General features: G+C 62.1%; 14 protein-coding genes and 1 tRNA gene. 13 read left to right on the forward strand and 2 right to left on the reverse strand.

The window, feature by feature from the left end; translation table 11 throughout:
- Positions 1-76 precede the first annotated feature (76 nt).
- The 13 genes from ACCQ03_RS05130 (at position 77) to tuf (ending at position 17,385) form a co-directional block, all read left to right on the forward strand.
- Positions 77-152: transfer RNA gene (locus ACCQ03_RS05130), tRNA-Trp, on the forward strand.
- A 49-nt stretch (positions 153-201) separates the two neighbouring features.
- Complete coding sequence (gene secE, locus ACCQ03_RS05135) at positions 202-609, forward strand: preprotein translocase subunit SecE (RefSeq protein ID WP_005917581.1); 408 nt, start codon at positions 202-204, stop codon at positions 607-609.
- A 13-nt stretch (positions 610-622) separates the two neighbouring features.
- Positions 623-1,180: a transcription termination/antitermination protein NusG gene (gene nusG / locus ACCQ03_RS05140; protein WP_017156205.1), complete on the forward strand. Its 558-nt coding sequence runs from the start codon at positions 623-625 to the stop codon at positions 1,178-1,180.
- Between the two features lie 196 nt (positions 1,181-1,376).
- Positions 1,377-1,805, forward strand: a complete 429-nt coding sequence (gene rplK / locus ACCQ03_RS05145; protein ID WP_017156206.1) for a 50S ribosomal protein L11 — start codon at positions 1,377-1,379, stop codon at positions 1,803-1,805.
- A 3-nt stretch (positions 1,806-1,808) separates the two neighbouring features.
- Positions 1,809-2,507, forward strand: a complete 699-nt coding sequence (rplA, locus tag ACCQ03_RS05150) for a 50S ribosomal protein L1 (RefSeq protein WP_003486747.1) — start codon at positions 1,809-1,811, stop codon at positions 2,505-2,507.
- 546 nt (positions 2,508-3,053) lie between these two features.
- Positions 3,054-3,587: a 50S ribosomal protein L10 gene (gene rplJ / locus ACCQ03_RS05155; RefSeq protein ID WP_017156207.1), complete on the forward strand. Its 534-nt coding sequence runs from the start codon at positions 3,054-3,056 to the stop codon at positions 3,585-3,587.
- Between the two features lie 54 nt (positions 3,588-3,641).
- Positions 3,642-4,007: a 50S ribosomal protein L7/L12 gene (gene rplL / locus ACCQ03_RS05160; protein ID WP_017156208.1), complete on the forward strand. Its 366-nt coding sequence runs from the start codon at positions 3,642-3,644 to the stop codon at positions 4,005-4,007.
- Positions 4,008-4,302: 295 nt separating this feature from the next.
- Entirely contained in the window at positions 4,303-8,454 is a 4,152-nt protein-coding gene (gene rpoB, locus ACCQ03_RS05165) for a DNA-directed RNA polymerase subunit beta (protein WP_003486738.1), read from the forward strand.
- A 149-nt stretch (positions 8,455-8,603) separates the two neighbouring features.
- On the forward strand, positions 8,604-12,818 hold the full coding sequence (gene rpoC, locus ACCQ03_RS05170; protein ID WP_011346539.1) for a DNA-directed RNA polymerase subunit beta': 4,215 nt from the start codon (positions 8,604-8,606) through the stop codon (positions 12,816-12,818).
- A 218-nt stretch (positions 12,819-13,036) separates the two neighbouring features.
- Entirely contained in the window at positions 13,037-13,411 is a 375-nt protein-coding gene (gene rpsL, locus ACCQ03_RS05175; protein WP_002811712.1) for a 30S ribosomal protein S12, read from the forward strand.
- A 12-nt stretch (positions 13,412-13,423) separates the two neighbouring features.
- Positions 13,424-13,891: a 30S ribosomal protein S7 gene (gene rpsG / locus ACCQ03_RS05180; protein ID WP_005917592.1), complete on the forward strand. Its 468-nt coding sequence runs from the start codon at positions 13,424-13,426 to the stop codon at positions 13,889-13,891.
- 137 nt (positions 13,892-14,028) lie between these two features.
- Positions 14,029-16,146, forward strand: coding sequence for an elongation factor G (gene fusA / locus ACCQ03_RS05185; RefSeq protein WP_209227938.1), 2,118 nt, complete (start codon positions 14,029-14,031; stop codon positions 16,144-16,146).
- A gap of 48 nt (positions 16,147-16,194) precedes the next feature.
- On the forward strand, positions 16,195-17,385 hold the full coding sequence (tuf, locus tag ACCQ03_RS05190; RefSeq protein ID WP_003486726.1) for an elongation factor Tu: 1,191 nt from the start codon (positions 16,195-16,197) through the stop codon (positions 17,383-17,385).
- A 287-nt stretch (positions 17,386-17,672) separates the two neighbouring features.
- Here the strand turns inward: tuf and ACCQ03_RS05195 are convergent, their stop codons facing one another.
- Complete coding sequence (locus ACCQ03_RS05195) at positions 17,673-18,347, reverse strand: hypothetical protein (protein ID WP_057679582.1); 675 nt, start codon at positions 18,345-18,347, stop codon at positions 17,673-17,675.
- Between the two features lie 58 nt (positions 18,348-18,405).
- Entirely contained in the window at positions 18,406-18,552 is a 147-nt protein-coding gene (locus tag ACCQ03_RS05200) for a hypothetical protein (protein WP_205626767.1), read from the reverse strand.
- Positions 18,553-19,520: the final 968 nt, after the last annotated feature.

Here is a 19,520-nt window from a genome sequence, read left to right on the forward strand (position 1 = left end):
GGATTCAAACGAATGGCGGGCCGGCTGAACCGCGGTCCGCCTTCGTTGTCTTGGGGTTTGCGGTAAACGAGTACATACGCCAGTAGCTCAATTGGCAGAGCAGCGGTCTCCAAAACCGCAGGTTGGGGGTTCGAGTCCCTCCTGGCGTGCCACTCCTCTTTCCGGCCCAGCGATTCGGGTCAGATCGGTAACTAGAGCCGGATGAATAGCAAAATCGAGCCTTCCAAGAGCGCGTCCTCTAGCGCTGATGTCGTTAAGTACGTTGTCTCCGCTGCCCTTGTGGTTGCGGGGCTTTTTGTGTGGTTCTGGTTCTCCGCTCCCGAGCGCGCGACCCAGTTGGGCGCGTGGACGCCGCAGTTGCGTGCGTTGGCTGTCATCGTTGGATTGGTGGCGGGCGCATTTGTGTTTTTGGGCACCGGCAAGGGCCGGGAGACCCGCGAATTCCTGTCCGAATCCAGGTTCGAGTTGCGTAAGGTGGTCTGGCCCACGCGCCAGGAAGCTATCCGCACCACCTGGGTCGTGATTGTGGTTGTAATCATTCTGAGTTTGCTGTTGGGCGGCTTCGACTTTGTCATCCAGAAGCTCACGCAGTGGTTCCTGGCTCGTTGAGGAGAATCAAGCAGTGAAGCGTTGGTATGTCGTTCACGCCTATTCAGGCTTCGAAAAATCCGTTGCGCAGGCATTGCGCGACCGTATTGCGCGCGCCGAGATGGAAGACCGTTTCGGCGAGGTGCTGGTGCCGACCGAAGAGGTCATCGAAATGCGCGCCGGCCAGAAGCGTCGGTCCGAGCGCAAGTTCTTCCCGGGCTACGTGTTGGTGCAGATCGAAACGCATGAAGAGGCCGGTATTCCGCGCATCGACAACGAAAGCTGGCACCTGGTGAAGGAGACTTCGAAGGTGATGGGCTTCATCGGCGGTACCGCGGACCGTCCTTTGCCGATTCGTGATGAGGAAGCGGATGCGATCCTGCAGCGTGTGCAGGATGGCGTCGAGAAGCCGCGTCCGAAGGTGTTGTTCGAGCCGGGCCAGATGGTGCGCGTCACCGAGGGTCCGTTCAACGACTTCAACGGCGTTGTCGAGGAAGTCAACTACGAAAAGAGCAGGCTGCGTGTCGCCGTGCTCATCTTCGGTCGCTCTACGCCGGTCGAGCTCGAATTCGGTCAGGTCGAGAAGGGCTGACCCAGCGGGTGCCGGCTAGGCGCTTGCTCCAAATGCTGCTATAGTGCGCGGCTCGCTGTCCTGGCGAACCGCCTGGAACCAATGGCTGCCGCATGGCGGCCATCTGCGTGTGGTCAACAACGTGAAGCCGGGACACGTGAATCCCGGTCCGATGGGGAGTCTGCAGGTCAGGCGCTAGCACCCGGAGAGTATTGAAATGGCTAAGAAGATTACTGCTTTCATCAAGTTGCAGGTCAAGGCCGGTCAGGCCAACCCTGCGCCGCCGGTCGGCCCTGCCCTGGGTCAGCGCGGTCTGAACATCATGGAATTCTGCAAGGCATTCAACGCCGCGACGTCGAAGCTGGAGCCGGGTTTGCCGACGCCGGTGATCATCACCGCGTATTCCGATCGTACCTTCACGTTCGTCACCAAGAGCACCCCGGCCAGCGTGCTGCTCAAGAAGGCTGCAGGCGTGGCCTCCGGCTCGAAGCGTCCCAACACCGACAAGGTGGGCAAGGTGACGCGCAAGCAGCTGGAAGAGATCGCCAAGGTCAAGGAAGCCGATTTGACGGCAGCCGAGCTGGAAGCGGCAGTGCGCACGATTGCGGGTTCTGCCCGCAGCATGGGTTTGACGGTGGAGGGCTAAGACATGGCACAGAGCAAGCGCGTTAAGGCCATTACGGCCGCTGTCGTTCCGGGCAAGACCTATGCCTTCGAAGACGCAATCAAGATCCTGAAGACCGCCACCAAGGCCAAGTTCGTCGAGTCGATCGACGTTGCCGTGCGCCTGGGCGTGGACGCCAAGAAGTCCGACCAGCAGGTGCGCGGTTCCACCGTGCTGCCGGCCGGTACCGGTAAGAGCGTGCGCGTTGCAGTGTTCGCACCGGCCGGCGCCAAGGCTGACGAAGCCCTGGCCGCTGGCGCCGAGGCAGTGGGCATGGACGACCTGGCCGAAAAGATGCAGGCCGGCGATCTGAACTATGACGTGGTCATCGCGACCCCGGACGCCATGCGCGTCGTCGGTAAGCTGGGCACCCTGCTGGGTCCGCGCGGCTTGATGCCGAACCCGAAGGTCGGCACCGTCTCGGCCAATCCGGGCGAAGCGGTCAAGAATGCCAAGTCGGGCCAGGTGCGCTACCGCACCGACAAGGCCGGCATCATCCACTGCACCATCGGCAAGGCCAGCTTCGACGACGAAGCGCTGAAGTCGAACCTGCAGGCGCTGTTGCTGGATCTGGTCAAGGCCAAGCCGGCCACCTCCAAGGGTACCTACCTGCAGAAGGTGTCGGTCAGCTCGACCATGGGTCCGGGCGTGACGGTCGACCAGTCGAGCCTGTCGCTGAAGTAATCCGATACGTCGGGCGTCATGCGCCTGACGTATTCCTGTAGTACTGCATTGTTTTTCCGGCCCGGGTCACCGTGTGCTGGGAGTCCGTTCCCTCCTTTGGGGTAACGGACATTTTGAAGGCGATCGCCGGCACGTCCGGCGGTAGCCGTCAAAGACCGCAGGTGCGGTCAGCGCAGATCGACGACGGGCAGGGATGCTCGCACTGGCAAGGAGTCGCCGTCGATGCAGCGGGATCGCTTAATTGGTTCGTGTCGAACCGGCCGGCGTAGATGGTGTCGCCCTTCTGGAGCTTTCTGGTTTACGCGCGTCTGGGACATCCCGGATCGAGTCCACTCCAGGTCTAGAGCGGCCACCAAAGGAACATCGGTCGATGTTCCCGGCTTCCAGGAAGGAGGCTGCCCTGGACCGCAACCGGCAGGAGCCGCGAGCGGAGTAGTTTGAAGCGGGGATAGCGATTCGGCATTGGGGATTTGCAGGGGCTGCTTCATGGCCTTCGACGAATCACCAATCACCAATCACCAATCCCGGCTTTAACGGAGGAGTGCAATGGCTCTCAATCTGTCCCAGAAGCAAGAAGTAGTCGCCGAGCTGGCAGACATCGCCGCCAAGGCCCACTCCCTGATCGCCGCCGAATACGCTGGCACCACGGTCTCCCAGATGACCGCGATGCGCAAGCAGGCCCGCGAAACCGGCGTGTTCTTGAAAGTTGTCAAGAACACCCTGGCTGCGCGTGCCGTTGAAGGTACTGATTTCGCTGTCGCTGCTGACAAGCTGGTCGGTCCTCTGCTGTATGCGTTTTCGATGGAGGAGCCCGGCGCAGCCGGTCGCCTGATCAAGGAATTTGCCAAGAGCAACGACAAGCTGCAGGCCAAGGTCGTGTCCATCGGCGGGGAACTGTTCCCGGCTGGTCACGTCGACGTGTTGGCCTCGCTGCCGACCCGTGACCAGGCCCTGGCCATGCTGGCCCGCGTGCTGTCCGAACCGGCTGCCATGTTCGCCCGTGCCGTCAAGGCCGTTGGCGACAAGCAGGGTGGTGGCGAAGAAGCTGCCGCGCCGGCTGCCGAGACTGCCGAAGCTTGATGTCCTAGCGTTCGCTAGAACCCCAATCCAGAAAATCATTTAAAGGTAATCACAATGTCCCTTACCAACGAACAGATCGTCGACGCCATCGCCGAGAAGTCCCTGATGGAAGTGATGGAGCTGGTCAAGGCCATCGAAGAGAAGTTCGGCGTCTCCGCCGCTGCCCCGGTCGCTGCTGCTGCAGCCGGTCCGGCCGCCGTGGTTGAAGAGCAGACCGAGTTCACCGTGGTGCTGACCAGCGCCGGCACCAACAAGGTTGCCGCGATTAAGGCTGTCCGCGGCGTGACCGGCCTGGGTCTGAAGGAAGCTAAGGACCTGACCGAAGCCGGTGGCGTCCTGAAGGAAGGCGCTTCGAAGGACGAAGCCGAGAAGATCAAGAAGGAACTGACCGAAGCTGGCGCGACTGTCGAAATCAAGTAAGCAGTACCTTGCATCGCCAGCGTTTCATGGTGATGCACTGAAGGCTGGGAGCGTAAAGCTCCCGGCCTTTGGCCGTTGATGGAAAGCCGGGATTTGAGATTCGGCATTCGGGATTCGAAGGCGGCCTTCGCTAATCCCCAATCCCGTCATCCCCAATCCTCGCCTCACCGAGTTGGTAGTTGGAAGTAGCGGGAGAAGGCGTGCTGGTGCCGGCAATACCAGCGACTTCCAACTGACAATTTTGTTATTTCAGGGCCGCCGCGACGTGGCCCCCGCAGCCTAGGGTGAAGATCTCATGACGTCTTATTCGTTCACCGAAAAAAAGCGTATCCGCAAGGACTTCGGTAAGCAGCGCTCGATCCTCGAAGTGCCGTTTCTGCTTGCCATCCAGGTGGATTCCTACCGCGAATTCCTGCAGGAAGACGTGGAGCCGAACAAGCGCAAGGACCTCGGTCTGCACGCGGCATTGAAGTCGGTGTTCCCGATTTCCAGCTACAGCGGCAACGCTGCGCTGGAGTACGTCGGTTACAAGTTGGGTCAGCCGGTGTTTGACGAGCGTGAATGCCGTCAGCGCGGCATGAGCTATGGCGCGCCGCTGCGCGTGACCGTGCGCCTGGTGATCTACGACCGCGAGTCGTCGACCAAGGCGATCAAGTACGTGAAGGAGCAGGAGGTCTATCTCGGCGAAATTCCGCTGATGACCGGCAACGGTACCTTCATCGTCAACGGCACCGAGCGCGTGATCGTCTCGCAGCTGCACCGCTCGCCGGGCGTGTTCTTCGACCACGACCGTGGCAAGACCCACAGCTCGGGCAAGCTGCTCTATAGCGCCCGCATCATTCCGTACCGCGGCTCCTGGCTGGACTTCGAGTTCGACCCGAAGGATGCGCTGTTCACCCGTATCGACCGTCGCCGCAAGCTGCCGGTGTCGATCCTGTTGCGTGCGCTTGGCTACAGCAATGAAGAAATGCTGGCCGAGTTCTTCGAGATCAACACCTTCCACATCAACCCGGACGAGGGCGTCCAGCTGGAGCTGGTGCCGGAGCGTCTGCGTGGCGAAACGCTGAACTTCGACCTGGCCGATGGCGACAAGGTCATCGTGGAAGCGGGCAAGCGCATCACTGCGCGTCACGTCAAGCAACTGGAAGCTGCCGGCGTTGCCGCGCTGGCCGTGCCGGACGACTACCTGGTCGGCCGCATCCTGTCGCACGACGTAGTCGATGGCTCCACCGGCGAACTGCTGGCCAATGCCAACGACGAGATCAACGAAGACCAGCTGGCTGCCTTCCGCAAGGCGGGCGTCGATGCGGTCGGCACCCTGTGGGTGAACGACCTGGATCGTGGCCCGTACCTGTCCAATACCTTGCGCATCGATCCGACCAAGACGCAGCTGGAAGCGCTGGTCGAAATCTACCGCATGATGCGTCCGGGCGAGCCGCCGACCAAGGAAGCCGCGCAGAACCTGTTCCACAACCTGTTCTTCACCTTCGAGCGCTACGACCTGTCCACGGTCGGCCGCATGAAGTTCAACCGTCGCGTCGGTCGCAAGGACGTGCTGGGCGAGTCGGTGCTGTACGACAAGAAGTACTTTGCCGAGCGCAACGACGAAGAATCCAAGCGTCTGGTTGCCGAGCACGCCGACACTTCCGACATCCTGGAAGTGATCAAGGTGCTCACCGAAATCCGTAACGGTCGCGGCGTGGTCGATGACATCGATCACCTGGGCAACCGTCGCGTGCGTTCGGTCGGCGAAATGGCCGAGAACGTGTTCCGCGTGGGCCTGGTCCGCGTCGAGCGCGCGGTCAAGGAGCGTCTGTCGATGGCCGAGTCCGAAGGCCTGACCCCGCAGGAACTGATCAATGCCAAGCCGGTGGCTGCAGCGATCAAGGAATTCTTCGGCTCCTCGCAGCTGTCGCAGTTCATGGACCAGAACAACCCGCTGTCGGAAGTGACGCACAAGCGTCGCGTCTCCGCGCTGGGTCCGGGCGGTCTGACCCGCGAGCGCGCCGGCTTCGAAGTGCGCGACGTGCACCCGACCCATTACGGCCGCGTCTGCACCATCGAAACGCCGGAAGGCCCGAACATCGGCCTGATCAACTCGCTGGCCGTGTTCGCCCGCACCAACCAGTACGGCTTCCTCGAAACGCCGTACCGTAAGGTGCTGGACGGCAAGGTGTCCGACGACGTCGAATACCTGTCGGCGATCGAAGAAAACGAGTACGTGATCGCCCAGGCGAACGCGCTTACCGATGCCAAGAACATGCTCACCGAGCAGTTCGTGCCGTGCCGGTTCCAGGGCGAATCGCTGTTGAAGCCGCCGTCCGAAGTGCACTTCATGGACGTCTCGCCGATGCAGACCGTATCGGTCGCAGCGGCACTGGTGCCGTTCCTCGAGCACGACGACGCCAACCGCGCACTGATGGGCGCCAATATGCAGCGCCAGGCCGTGCCGACGCTGCGTTCGCAGAAGCCGCTGGTGGGTACCGGTATCGAACGTGCAGTGGCGCGCGACTCCGGCGTGACCGTCAACGCGCTGCGTGGTGGCGTGATCGAGCAGATCGACGCCGCGCGCATCGTGGTCAAGGTCAACGAGGCAGAAATCGGCGGCGGCACCGATGCCGGCGTGGATATCTACAACCTGATCAAGTACACCCGCTCCAACCAGAACACCTGCATCAACCAGCGTCCGCTGGTGAATGTGGGCGACGTGATCGCGCGCGGCGACGTGCTGGCCGACGGCCCGTCCACCGACATCGGTGAGCTGGCGCTGGGCCAGAACATGCTGATCGCCTTCATGCCGTGGAACGGCTACAACTTCGAAGACTCCATCCTGCTCTCCGAGCGCGTGGTCGAAGAGGATCGTTACACCACGATCCACATCGAAGAGCTGACCTGCGTGGCGCGCGACACCAAGCTGGGGCCGGAGGAAATTTCCGCCGACATCCCGAACGTGTCCGAGCAGGCCTTGAACCGTCTGGACGAAAGCGGTGTGGTGTACATCGGTGCGGAAGTGCGCGCCGGCGACATCATGGTCGGCAAGGTCACGCCGAAGGGCGAAAGCCAGCTGACCCCGGAAGAAAAGCTGCTGCGTGCGATCTTCGGCGAGAAGGCGTCCGACGTGAAGGACAGCTCGCTGCGCGTGCCCCCGGGCATGGACGGCACCGTCATCGACGTGCAGGTCTTCACCCGCGACGGCATCGAGAAGGACAAGCGTGCGCGTCAGATCGAAGAGTCTGAAATCAAGCGCGTCAAGAAGGACTTCGACGACCAGTTCCGCATCCTGGAAGCGGCGATCTACGCACGCCTGCGCTCGCAGATCGTGGGCAAGGTCGCCAATGGCGGCGCCAACCTGAAGAAGGGCGACACCGTCACCGACGCGTACCTGGACGGGCTGAAGAAGTCCGATTGGTTCCAGCTGCGCATGAAGGACGAAGACGCTGCCGACGCCATTGAGCGTGCGCAAAAGCAGATCCAGGCGCACGAGAAGGAATTCGAAGCACGTTTTGCCGACAAGCGCGGCAAGATCACCCAGGGCGACGACCTCGCACCGGGCGTGTTGAAGATGGTCAAGGTGTTCCTGGCGGTGAAGCGCCGCATCCAGCCGGGCGACAAGATGGCAGGCCGCCACGGCAACAAGGGTGTGGTCTCCAACGTGGTGCCCGTGGAAGACATGCCGTACATGGCCACCGGCGAGTCGGTCGACATCGTGTTGAACCCGCTCGGCGTGCCGTCGCGTATGAACATCGGCCAGATTCTGGAAGTGCATCTGGGCTGGGCCGCCAAGGGCCTGGGTCGCAAGATCCAGCGCATGCTGGAAGCCCAAGCCGCCGTCAGCGAGCTGCGCAAGTTCCTCAACGACATCTACAACCACGACAACGCGATCAATGCACAGCGCGTGGACCTGTCGCAGTTCAGCGATGAGGAATTGCTCAACCTGGGCAAGAACCTGATCGACGGCGTACCGATGGCGACTCCGGTGTTCGACGGCGCCAGCGAAGCGGAAATCAAGCGCATGCTGGAACTGGCCGACCTGCCGCAGAGCGGTCAGACCCAGCTGTACGACGGTCGCACTGGCGAAGCGTTCGATCGCAAGACCACGGTCGGCTACATGCATTACCTGAAGTTGAACCACTTGGTCGACGACAAGATGCATGCACGCTCGACTGGCCCGTACTCGCTCGTGACCCAGCAGCCGCTGGGCGGCAAGGCGCAGTTCGGTGGTCAGCGCTTCGGCGAAATGGAAGTCTGGGCGCTGGAAGCCTACGGCGCGGCCTACACCCTGCAGGAAATGCTGACGGTGAAGTCCGACGACGTGCAGGGCCGCAACCAGATGTACAAGAACATCGTCGATGGTGAGCACGAGATGGTCGCGGGCATGCCGGAATCCTTCAACGTGTTGGTGAAGGAAATCCGCTCGCTGGCGATCAACATGGAACTGGAAGAGTAAGAGCCGGGCCCGGTCAGGGGCCGGCAACCCGGAAGAGGCGAGCGCTCAGCGCGTGCGTTCTTCCGGGGGACGGTCCCTGATTCCAGTCCCGATCGAAGCTGTTCGCGTTTCATCTCAGATACGAAATTCCTCCGACCCGGAGATATCAAATGAAAGACCTGCTCAACCTCTTCAATCAGCAGCGCCAGACGCTGGATTTCGACGCGATCAAGATCGCGTTGGCGTCGCCGGACCTGATCCGTTCGTGGTCCTACGGCGAAGTGAAGAAGCCCGAAACCATCAACTACCGGACCTTCAAGCCCGAGCGTGACGGCCTGTTCTGCGCCGCCATCTTCGGACCGATCAAGGACTACGAGTGCCTGTGCGGCAAGTACAAGCGCATGAAGCACCGTGGCGTGGTCTGCGAAAAGTGCGGCACCGAAGTGACCCTGGCCAAGGTGCGCCGCGAGCGCATGGGCCACATCGACCTGGCCTCGCCGGTGGCGCACATCTGGTTCCTCAAGTCGCTGCCCTCGCGCATCGGCCTGATGCTGGATATGACCCTGCGTGACATCGAGCGCGTGCTGTACTTCGAAGCCTATGTCGTCACCGAGCCGGGCCTGACCCCGCTCGAGCGCCGCCAGCTGCTGACCGAAGAGCAGTACCTGACCGCACGCCAGGAGTACAACGACGACTTCGACGCCGCGATGGGCGCCGAGGCGGTGTATGAGCTGCTGCGCACGATCGACCTGCAATCGGAAATGACCCGCCTGCGCGAAGAAATCGCCAGCACCGGTTCGGAAACCAAGCTCAAGCGCCTCACCAAGCGCATCAAGCTGATCGAAGCCTTCCTGGAATCGGGCAACCGTCCGGAATGGATGGTCATGACCGTGCTGCCCGTGCTGCCGCCAGACCTGCGTCCGCTGGTGCCGCTGGATGGCGGCCGCTTCGCGACCTCGGATCTGAACGATCTGTACCGACGCGTGATCAACCGCAACAACCGCCTGCGTCGCCTGCTGGAGCTCAATGCGCCGGACATCATCGTGCGCAACGAAAAGCGCATGCTGCAGGAATCGGTCGATGCGCTGCTGGACAACGGCCGTCGCGGTCGTGCCATCACCGGCACCAACAAGCGTCCGCTGAAGTCGCTGGCCGACATGATCAAGGGCAAGCAGGGCCGGTTCCGTCAGAACCTGCTCGGCAAGCGCGTGGACTACTCTGGCCGTTCGGTCATCACCGTCGGTCCGTACCTCAAGCTGCACCAGTGCGGCCTGCCGAAGAAGATGGCGCTGGAGCTGTTCAAGCCGTTCGTGTTCGCCAAGCTGCAGCGTCGTGGCCTGGCCACCACCATCAAGGCCGCCAAGAAGCTGGTCGAGCGCGAAGAAGCCGAAGTCTGGGACATCCTGGAAGAAGTGATTCGTGAGCATCCGGTGCTGCTGAACCGAGCGCCGACCCTGCACCGTCTGGGTATCCAGGCGTTCGAACCGGTGTTGATCGAAGGCAAGGCCATCCAGCTGCATCCGCTGGTGTGTACCGCCTTCAACGCCGACTTCGACGGTGACCAGATGGCCGTCCACGTTCCGCTCTCGCTGGAAGCCCAGCTGGAAGCGCGTGCGTTGATGATGTCCACCAACAACATCCTGTCGCCGGCCAACGGCGAGCCGATCATCGTGCCGTCGCAGGACGTGGTGTTGGGTCTGTACTACATGAGCCGCGCCCTGGAGAACAAGAAGGGCGAAGGCATGGTGTTCGCCAACACCAGCGAAGTGAAGCGCGCCTACGACAACCGCGTGGTCGAACTGCACGCCAAGGTCAAGGTGCGCATCACCCAGGTGGACGTGGAAGCCGGCGGCAAGCGCAGCAGCGGCACCTCGATCGTGGACACCACGGTCGGCCGGGCGCTGCTGAGCGAAATCCTGCCCGAAGGCCTGCCGTTCCAGCTGGCCAACACCGAGATGACCAAGAAGAACATCTCGCGTCTGATCAACTCCAGCTACCGTCTGCTGGGCTTGAAGGACACCGTCGTGTTCGCCGACAAGCTGATGTACACCGGCTACGCCTACGCTACCCGCGCCGGCGTGTCGATCGGTATCGACGACATGCTGATCCCCGACGAGAAGAAGGGCATCCTCACCGAGGCCGAAGCCGAAGTGCTGGAAATCCAGGAGCAGTACCAGTCGGGTCTGGTCACCGCCGGCGAGCGCTACAACAAGGTCGTGGACATCTGGTCGCGTACCAGCGAGCGCATCGCCAAGGCGATGATGGACACCATCGGTACCGAAAAGGTCGAGAACGCCAAGGGCGAGACCATCGACCAGAAGTCGATGAACTCGCTGTACATCATGGCCGACTCCGGTGCCCGTGGTAGCCAGGCGCAGATCCGTCAGCTGGCCGGTATGCGCGGCCTGATGGCGCGTCCGGACGGCTCGATCATCGAGACGCCCATCAAGGCGAACTTCCGCGAAGGTCTGAACGTGCAGGAGTACTTCAACTCCACCCACGGTGCCCGTAAGGGTCTGGCCGATACTGCGCTGAAGACGGCGAACTCCGGTTACCTGACCCGCCGCCTGGTCGACGTGGCGCAGGACGTGGTGATCACCGAAATCGATTGCGGCACCACCGAAGGGTTGATCATGACCCCGATCGTGGAAGGCGGCGACGTGGTCGAGCCGTTGCGCGAGCGCGTGCTGGGTCGCGTGGTGGCCGAGGACGTGTACCTGCCGGGCAACGACGAAGAGCCGATCGTCACCCGCAACACGCTGCTCGACGAAGCCTGGGTGGCCAAGCTCGAAGACGCCAGCGTGCAGTCGGTGAAGGTGCGTTCGACCATCAGCTGCGAATCTTCGTTCGGCGTGTGCGCACGCTGCTATGGCCGTGACCTCGCACGTGGTCACCAGGTCAACATCGGTGAAGCGGTCGGCGTCATCGCCGCGCAGTCGATCGGTGAGCCGGGTACCCAGCTGACCATGCGTACGTTCCACATCGGTGGTGCGGCATCGCGTGCGGCTGCGGTGGACAACATCACCGTCAAGACCACCGGTTCGGTGAAGTTCAACAACCTCAAGTCGGTGGCGCATGCCAGCGGTTCGCTGGTTGCGGTCTCGCGTTCTGGCGAACTGTCCGTGCTCGATGGCCATGGCCGCGAGCGCGAGCGTTACAAGCTGCCGTACGGTGCGACCATCACGGCCAAAGACGGCGATGCGGTCAAGGCCGGGCAGAGCGTTGCCAACTGGGATCCGCATAACCATCCGATCGTGTCGGAAGTGGCCGGCTTCATCCGCTTCATCGACTTCGTCGACGGCGTCACCGTCATCGAGAAGACCGACGAGCTGACCGGTCTGGCGTCGCGTGAAATCACCGACCCGAAGCGTCGCGGTGCACAGGCCAAGGAACTGCGCCCGATCGTGCGCATCGTCGATGCCAAGGGTAACGACCTGACGATTCCGAATACGGATCTGCCGGCCCAGTACCTGCTGCCGCCGCGCTCCATCGTCAACCTGCAGGACGGCGCTGCCGTCGGCGTGGGCGACGTGGTCGCCAAGATCCCGCAGGAAGCGTCCAAGACCCGCGACATCACCGGTGGTCTGCCGCGCGTTGCCGACTTGTTCGAAGCACGCAAGCCGAAGGATCCGGCGATCCTGGCCGAACGCTCGGGCATCATCAGCTTCGGTAAGGACACCAAGGGCAAGCAGCGCCTGATCATCAAGGACACCGATGGTTCGGAACACGAAGAGCTGATTCCCAAGTACCGCCAGATCATCGTGTTCGAAGGCGAGCACGTGACCAAGGGCGAGACCGTGGTGGACGGCGAGCCGAGCCCGCAGGACATCCTGCGTCTGCTGGGCGTCGAGCCGCTGGCCGCATACCTGGTCAAGGAAATCCAGGACGTGTATCGCCTGCAAGGTGTGAAGATCAACGACAAGCACATCGAGGTGATCACGCGCCAGATGCTGCGTAAGGTCGAGATCGTCGACCAGGGCAATAGCAAGTTCCTCAACGGCGAGCAGGTCGAGCGCCAGCGCGTCATCGAGGAAAATGCCCGTCTGGTCAAGCGCAACGAACTGCCGGCCAAGTACGATCCGGTGTTGCTGGGTATCACCAAGGCATCGCTGGCCACCGAGTCGTTCATCTCGGCGGCGTCGTTCCAGGAGACCACCCGCGTGTTGACCGAGGCAGCCGTCCGCGGCACCCGCGACAACCTGCGCGGTCTGAAGGAAAATGTGATCGTGGGTCGTCTGATCCCGGCCGGTACGGGTCTGGCGTATCACGCCGGACGTCGCAAGGCCTCGGGTCTGACCGACTCGGAAATGGAAACGCTGTCGGGCAAGCCGGCAGCTGCCGAACCGGTCGCAGCAGTGGCCGACGCTGGCGCGGACGAGGAGTAAGCGCTCCGACGGCGGTCGCAAGACCGCCGTAAGCCAAGCGAAAAGGAGGGCAGGACGCCCTCCGTTTTCCGGCCTGGGATGGGCCAGCAGGTTCAGATTTCGTGAAGTTGACGGAGTTCCGTCCTGCCAGCTATACTTCTCTGTCTCGGTGGGCCGGTCTCGGCCTGCCTTCGTTTTCGTGCAGGCCGTCTCGGCCTATCAATCAGAAGAATCAACTGATGACGACGATCAATCAGCTGGTCCGCAAGCCTCGGCAAGCGACCACCTACAAGAGTGCCTCTCCGGCACTGGACAAGTGTCCGCAGCGCCGTGGCGTCTGCACACGCGTCTATACCACTACCCCGAAGAAGCCGAACTCGGCCCTGCGTAAGGTCGCCAAGGTGCGACTGACCAACCAGGAAGAGGTCATCAGCTACATCGGTGGTGAAGGCCACAACCTGCAGGAGCACTCCGTGGTCCTGATTCGCGGTGGCCGCGTCAAGGATCTTCCCGGTGTGCGTTATCACACCGTCCGTGGTTCGCTGGACGCCGCCGGCGTCGCCAAGCGTCGTCAAGGCCGTTCCAAGTACGGCGCCAAGCGCCCGAAGAGCTAAGGAAATACTCAAATGTCCCGTAAAGGTTCTACTCCGCAGCGCACCGTCCTGCCAGATCCAAAGCATGGCAGCGAAACCATTGCCCGCTTCATCAATATGGTGATGCAAAGTGGCAAGAAGTCGGTTGCTGAGAAAATTGTCTATGGCGCAATGGACGTCATTGGCGAAAAGAATCCGAATGCCATCGAGCTGGTGCAGAAAGCACTGGACAACGTGGCCCCGGCCGTCGAAGTTAAATCGCGTCGCGTCGGTGGTGCTACCTATCAGGTGCCCGTCGAAGTGCGTTCCTCCCGTCGCATGGCGCTGGCAATGCGCTGGTTGATCGATTCCGCGCGCAAGCGTGGCGAGAACACCATGCCGCGTAAGCTGGCTGCAGAACTGTTGGACGCCTCGGAAAGCCGCGGCGGCGCGATCAAGAAGCGCGAAGAGACCCACCGTATGGCGGAGGCGAACAAGGCGTTCGCACATTACCGCTGGTGACCTCGGGGGCCTTGGTAACGGGGCCCTTCAGCACCATATGAGTGCTGTTTGCGACGCATGTTGCGTCGCATCCAATCCGAAGGCCGCCGAAAGGCGGCGTTCGGCCATCCGAAATCCAAGAAATTGAGAGGCTCCCCGTGGCCCGCACCACCCCTATCGAGCGTTACCGCAACTTCGGCATCATGGCCCACATCGATGCCGGCAAGACCACCACGTCCGAACGCATCCTGTTCTACACCGGTGTCAGTCACAAGATCGGCGAAGTCCATGACGGCGCTGCAGTGATGGACTGGATGGAGCAGGAGCAGGAGCGTGGTATCACCATCACCTCCGCTGCGACCACCGCGTTCTGGTCGGGTATGGACAAGTCCATGCCGCAGCACCGCTTCAACATCATCGACACCCCCGGGCACGTCGACTTCACCATCGAAGTGGAGCGTTCCTTGCGCGTGCTCGACGGTGCGGTGTTCGTGCTGTGCGCCGTCGGTGGCGTGCAGCCGCAGTCCGAGACGGTGTGGCGCCAGGCCAACAAGTATTCCGTGCCGCGCATGGCCTTCGTCAACAAGATGGACCGTACCGGTGCCAACTTCGACAAGGTCGTTGAGCAGCTGAAGGCCCGTCTGGGTGCGTACGCCGTGCCGATGCAGGTGCCGATCGGCGCCGAAGACGGCTTTGAGGGCGTGGTCGACCTGCTGAAGATGAAGGCGATCCATTGGGATACCGCATCCCAGGGCACCACCTTCGAATACCGCGATATTCCGGCCGACCTGGTCGATGTCGCGACCGAGGCACGTTCGTTCATGGTCGAAGCGGCTGCGGAAGCCAGCGAAGACCTGATGGACAAGTACCTCAACGAGGGTGACCTGAGCGAACAGGAGATCCTGTCGGGTCTGCGCGAGCGCACCTTGAAGGTGGAAATCGTGCCGGTGTTCTGCGGTTCGGCATTCAAGAATAAGGGCGTGCAGGCCATGCTCGACGGCGTCGTGCACTTGCTGCCGTCGCCGGCTGACCGTCCGCCGGTGCAGGGCATCGACGAAGACGAGAAGGAAGATACCCGCGCTGCCACCGATACCGCGCCGTTCTCGGCGTTGGCGTTCAAGATCATGACCGACCCGTTCGTGGGCTCGCTGACGTTCTTCCGTGTCTATTCGGGCACGCTGAACTCCGGTGACCAGGTCTACAACCCGGTCAAGTCGAAGAAGGAGCGCGTGGGCCGCATCCTGCAGATGCACTCCAACAATCGCGAAGAGATCAAGGAAGTGCGCGCGGGCGACATCGCCGCTGCCGTGGGTCTGAAGGACGTCACCACCGGTGACACGCTGTGTGCGCAGGACAAGATCATCACCCTTGAGCGCATGGTGTTCCCGGAGCCGGTGATCTCGATGGCGGTGGAGCCGAAGACCAAGTCGGACCAGGAAAAGATGGGCATGGCCCTGGGCCGTCTGGCGCAGGAAGATCCCTCGTTCCGCGTCAAGACCGACGAAGAATCCGGCCAGACCATCATCTCGGGCATGGGCGAGTTGCACCTGGACATCATCGTCGACCGCATGCGTCGCGAGTTCAATGTCGAGGCCAACGTCGGCAAGCCGCAGGTGGCCTACCGCGAAACCATCCGCAAGTCCGACGTCAAGTCTGACTACAAGCACGCCAAACAGTCTGGTGGTAAGGGTCAGTACGGTCACGTGGTGATCGAGCTGTCGCCGATGACCGAGGAAGAGCGCAAGAGCGAGAACGTCAAGGACGATTTCCTCTTCGTCAACGACATCACCGGCGGCATCATCCCGAAGGAATTCATCCCCTCGGTCGAAAAGGGCCTGCGCGAGACGATCACCAGTGGTCCGATCGCCGGCTTCCCGGTGGTGGGCGTGAAGGTCAAGCTGGTGTTCGGCTCGTACCATGACGTCGACTCCTCGGAAATGGCGTTCAAGCTGGCTGCTTCGATGGCGTTCAAGCAGGGCTTCGCGAAAGCCAGCCCGGTGTTGCTGGAGCCGATCATGAAGGTCGAAGTCGTCAGCCCGGAGGATTACCTGGGCGACGTGATGGGCGACGTGAGCCGCCGTCGTGGCGTGTTGCAGGGTCAGGACGACAGCCCGTCGGGCAAGATCATCAACGCGATGATCCCGTTGGGTGAAATGTTCGGTTACGCCACTTCGCTGCGCTCGATGAGCCAGGGCCGTGCGACGTTCTCGATGGAATTCGACCACTACGAAGAGGCACCGGCCAACATCGCCGACGCCGTCACCAAGAAGGGCTGAGTTCGCCCAGCCGCTTCTCACAAATTTTTCAATTAGAGGTAGTTAGTCATGGCAAAAGCTAAATTCGAGCGCACCAAGCCGCACGTGAACGTCGGCACCATCGGTCATGTTGACCATGGCAAGACCACGTTGACCGCTGCGCTGACTAAGATCGGTGCCGAGCGTTTCGGTGGTGAGTTCAAGGCGTACGACGCGATCGACGCAGCGCCGGAAGAGAAGGCGCGCGGCATCACGATTTCGACCGCGCACGTCGAATACGAATCCCCGACCCGCCACTACGCGCACGTTGACTGCCCCGGCCACGCCGACTACGTCAAGAACATGATCACCGGTGCGGCGCAGATGGACGGCGCGATCCTGGTGTGCTCGGCCGCCGACGGCCCGATGCCGCAGACCCGCGAGCACATCCTGCTCTCGCGTCAGGTCGGTGTGCCGCACATCGTGGTGTTCCTGAACAAGGCCGACATGGTCGACGACGCCGAGCTGCTCGAGCTGGTCGAAATGGAAGTGCGCGAGCTGCTGAGCAAGTACGACTTCCCGGGCGATGACACCCCGATCATCCACGGTTCGGCGCGTCTGGCGCTGGACGGCGACCAGAGCGACATCGGCGTGCCGGCGATCCTGAAGCTGGTCGAGGCGCTGGATTCGTTCATTCCGGAGCCGACCCGCGACGTCGACCGTCCGTTCCTGATGCCGGTCGAAGACGTGTTCTCGATCTCCGGTCGCGGCACCGTGGTGACCGGTCGTATCGAGCGCGGCATCATCAAGGTCGGCGACGAAATCGAAATCGTCGGTATCCGCGACACCCAGAAGACCACCGTCACCGGCGTGGAAATGTTCCGCAAGCTGCTGGACCAGGGCCAGGCAGGCGACAACGCCGGTCTGCTGCTGCGCGGCACCAAGCGTGACGACGTCGAGCGCGGCCAGGTGCTGTGCAAGCCGGGTTCGATCAAGCCGCACACCGAGTTCGAAGCCGAAGTCTACGTGCTGTCCAAGGACGAGGGTGGCCGTCATACCCCGTTCTTCAAGGGCTACCGTCCGCAGTTCTACTTCCGCACCACCGACATCACTGGCGCCTGCCAGCTGCCGGAAGGCGTTGAGATGGTGATGCCGGGCGACAACGTGAAGATGGTCGTGACCCTGATCAACCCGGTCGCGATGGATGAAGGTCTGCGCTTCGCCATCCGTGAAGGCGGCCGTACCGTCGGCGCTGGCGTGGTTGCCAAGATCATCAAGTAAGCAATGCCTGCAGCACGGCAGCTTCCGCTACCGTGTCGCTAGAAAGGAAAGGTCGGCGAAAGCCGGCCTTTTTCTTTGTCTGCGTGTTGGCGAAGTCCCGGCTTGGCGCGGGAATGCAGTTGCCGATGCAGAGAGAGATCAGAGAAAACAGGGCGCCTGCGCCACTCATAACGCTGTGCTAGGTGGCTGAGTCGGTGCGCGCGCAGATCGCACCGGCGGCATGATGATGGATCGACGAGCCGGCTGTCATGACGTAATGCGGCATGGCGCGCAGATGGCGACAATGGTCAGCGAATACCGTTGATCAGGCCGTTTGTCGGGTCTTTGAGCAGATTCAGGCCGGGCAATCGGAAATTGTCCAACTCCTGCTTGGTGGTTGCGATGTTCAACCCGACGATGGCCAAGGTGTCCGGGTCCACGTCGACGCCCAGCGGCATGGCGGGGAACTGGACATAGTCGCGGCTGGCATTCCACTGCGGGCTGCCGCCGATCGTTTGGAGGATGCGGTTGATATGGGTGCCGGCCGGATGGCCGAGCAGCTTGAAGGGCAGGGGCGCCTTCGGATCGGCGAAGGCGATCAGGTTGCTGACGCGGTCATCGCGGAATCCCACCACCAACTCGCCATGCGCCAGGGTGCCAGCTGGACGCGGCTGCTGCGCCAGCTGTGCTTTGAGGTCGCGCGGGTATAGATACAGCAGGCTGAGTCTGTGCGGGTCCACCGCATCGGTGCGAGTAATGTCAGGCTGCCCCAGCGCGGCCACTACCTGTTGCTTGCGCATTCCAAGTGCGACTGGACCGATGTGCGCGCATGCTGCCGGCAACGTGGTCGCGCTGGCGGATGTGGTAAACGCCTGGTGCAACGCATGCGAGCAGGCCTTGCCCTCGTTGTTGGCAGCGTGGGACTGCTGGGCGACGAGTCCGAGGAGCAGCAGGCCGAAAAACGAGAGAAAGTGCTGGGTCATAAAGGTCTCCGATGGCGAAATCCTTCAAGGGCGAGGCGGGCCGGGAAGGAAAGGCTAGCTACTCGTGTTGCTTGACACGCTTATCCTCGTTTCGCCTTTGCATCTGGCGGTTATCTGGCCCGCGATGGAGTTCGACCCGATGAGCGCCGGTGGGGCCTTCGATGTCGCCGAGCCCGGAAGCGTTGATCGCGATACGGTCCAGCATCAGCGCCGTCAGATGCCACGTCGCTTGCGCGGATACGGACGTCTTCGATGAGTTCGATATGGTTGGCGCTGCCAGTGTAATGGGCGGGTTCTAGTGAGTGATCGACACCTTGCTACCGGGTGGGTCGTGGCGTGCTGCTTATGGTGTTGTCTGCAGGGCCATCGTTGTGCGCATCAGTGCTGCGACCTTAGTGTGCTTTGCCCGCACCGGCGGACCGGTGACGCACATGGGGCAAAGTCCTGGGTGCAGAGCGTGCCACGATCACTGCAGTACCGCGGCCACGCGGTTGGGATTCAATATTGCCGTGAAGCAATGTGGCTGCCCCCACTCGTGCGCCGCTAGGTGAATCGAGCGCCTGGTTGCGGAAAAGCGAACTTTCCATTCCACGCTGACCCGATCTCATCATCTGTTGTGAATGCCGTGCCGGTCCTGCCCGGTGGTCGTCACTGGAGATCAGGATGGTGGTGATCTTCTTTCTGACACTTGCAGACTGGCTTTTGCGACCCTTTCGTCGCTAGAGCGACATCGCTCGCGGCATCGGCTGGCGAAGGGCGTCCCCCATGTTGACGACAGGGCGCCGGCTACGACAGGGAGTTCAGTCGTTGTCCATGCCGCCGTGTCTGCGCCCCGGCCCTGAATTCTGGCCAGTCCGGGACTGGTGCCACGACGAGGTGGCGTCCGGAACGGGCTCATGTCCCCAGAGTCGCGACCTTGCTCACTCGGGAGCAGAACAGTGCGCTTGCAGACGCCGCGGCGAGCCACTACAATACGCGGCTCAGTGTCCCTGGGTAGGGCGCTGAGTTACAGCGAAAAGAACGGCAGGATGCCGCTCGTGTTCGCCAGACCGGGAAGGTCGCGTTGCATAGGGCACTCAACAACTCACGTGTTGTTGACCGTGCTCTTGTTGCGCATTATACTTTTCCGTCTGGGCAGGCCGGGTTACCGGGCTGCCTCAGTTTTTGGGCGGA

It is taken from the genome of Xanthomonas sp. NCPPB 3569, from assembly GCF_041475645.2.
Lineage (GTDB): Bacteria > Pseudomonadota > Gammaproteobacteria > Xanthomonadales > Xanthomonadaceae > Xanthomonas > Xanthomonas phaseoli.

Coding starts and splice junctions, on each gene's coding strand:
- secE (WP_005917581.1), top strand. CDS start 202: ATGAATAGCAAAATCGAGCCTTCCAAGAGCGCGTCCTCTAGCGCTGAT.
- rplK (WP_017156206.1), top strand. CDS start 1,377: ATGGCTAAGAAGATTACTGCTTTCATCAAGTTGCAGGTCAAGGCCGGT.
- rplA (WP_003486747.1), top strand. CDS start 1,809: ATGGCACAGAGCAAGCGCGTTAAGGCCATTACGGCCGCTGTCGTTCCG.
- rplJ (WP_017156207.1), top strand. CDS start 3,054: ATGGCTCTCAATCTGTCCCAGAAGCAAGAAGTAGTCGCCGAGCTGGCA.
- rplL (WP_017156208.1), top strand. CDS start 3,642: ATGTCCCTTACCAACGAACAGATCGTCGACGCCATCGCCGAGAAGTCC.
- rpoB (WP_003486738.1), top strand. CDS start 4,303: ATGACGTCTTATTCGTTCACCGAAAAAAAGCGTATCCGCAAGGACTTC.
- rpoC (WP_011346539.1), top strand. CDS start 8,604: ATGAAAGACCTGCTCAACCTCTTCAATCAGCAGCGCCAGACGCTGGAT.
- rpsL (WP_002811712.1), top strand. CDS start 13,037: ATGACGACGATCAATCAGCTGGTCCGCAAGCCTCGGCAAGCGACCACC.
- rpsG (WP_005917592.1), top strand. CDS start 13,424: ATGTCCCGTAAAGGTTCTACTCCGCAGCGCACCGTCCTGCCAGATCCA.
- tuf (WP_003486726.1), top strand. CDS start 16,195: ATGGCAAAAGCTAAATTCGAGCGCACCAAGCCGCACGTGAACGTCGGC.
- ACCQ03_RS05195 (WP_057679582.1), bottom strand. CDS start 18,347: ATGACCCAGCACTTTCTCTCGTTTTTCGGCCTGCTGCTCCTCGGACTC.
- ACCQ03_RS05200 (WP_205626767.1), bottom strand. CDS start 18,552: ATGCTGGACCGTATCGCGATCAACGCTTCCGGGCTCGGCGACATCGAA.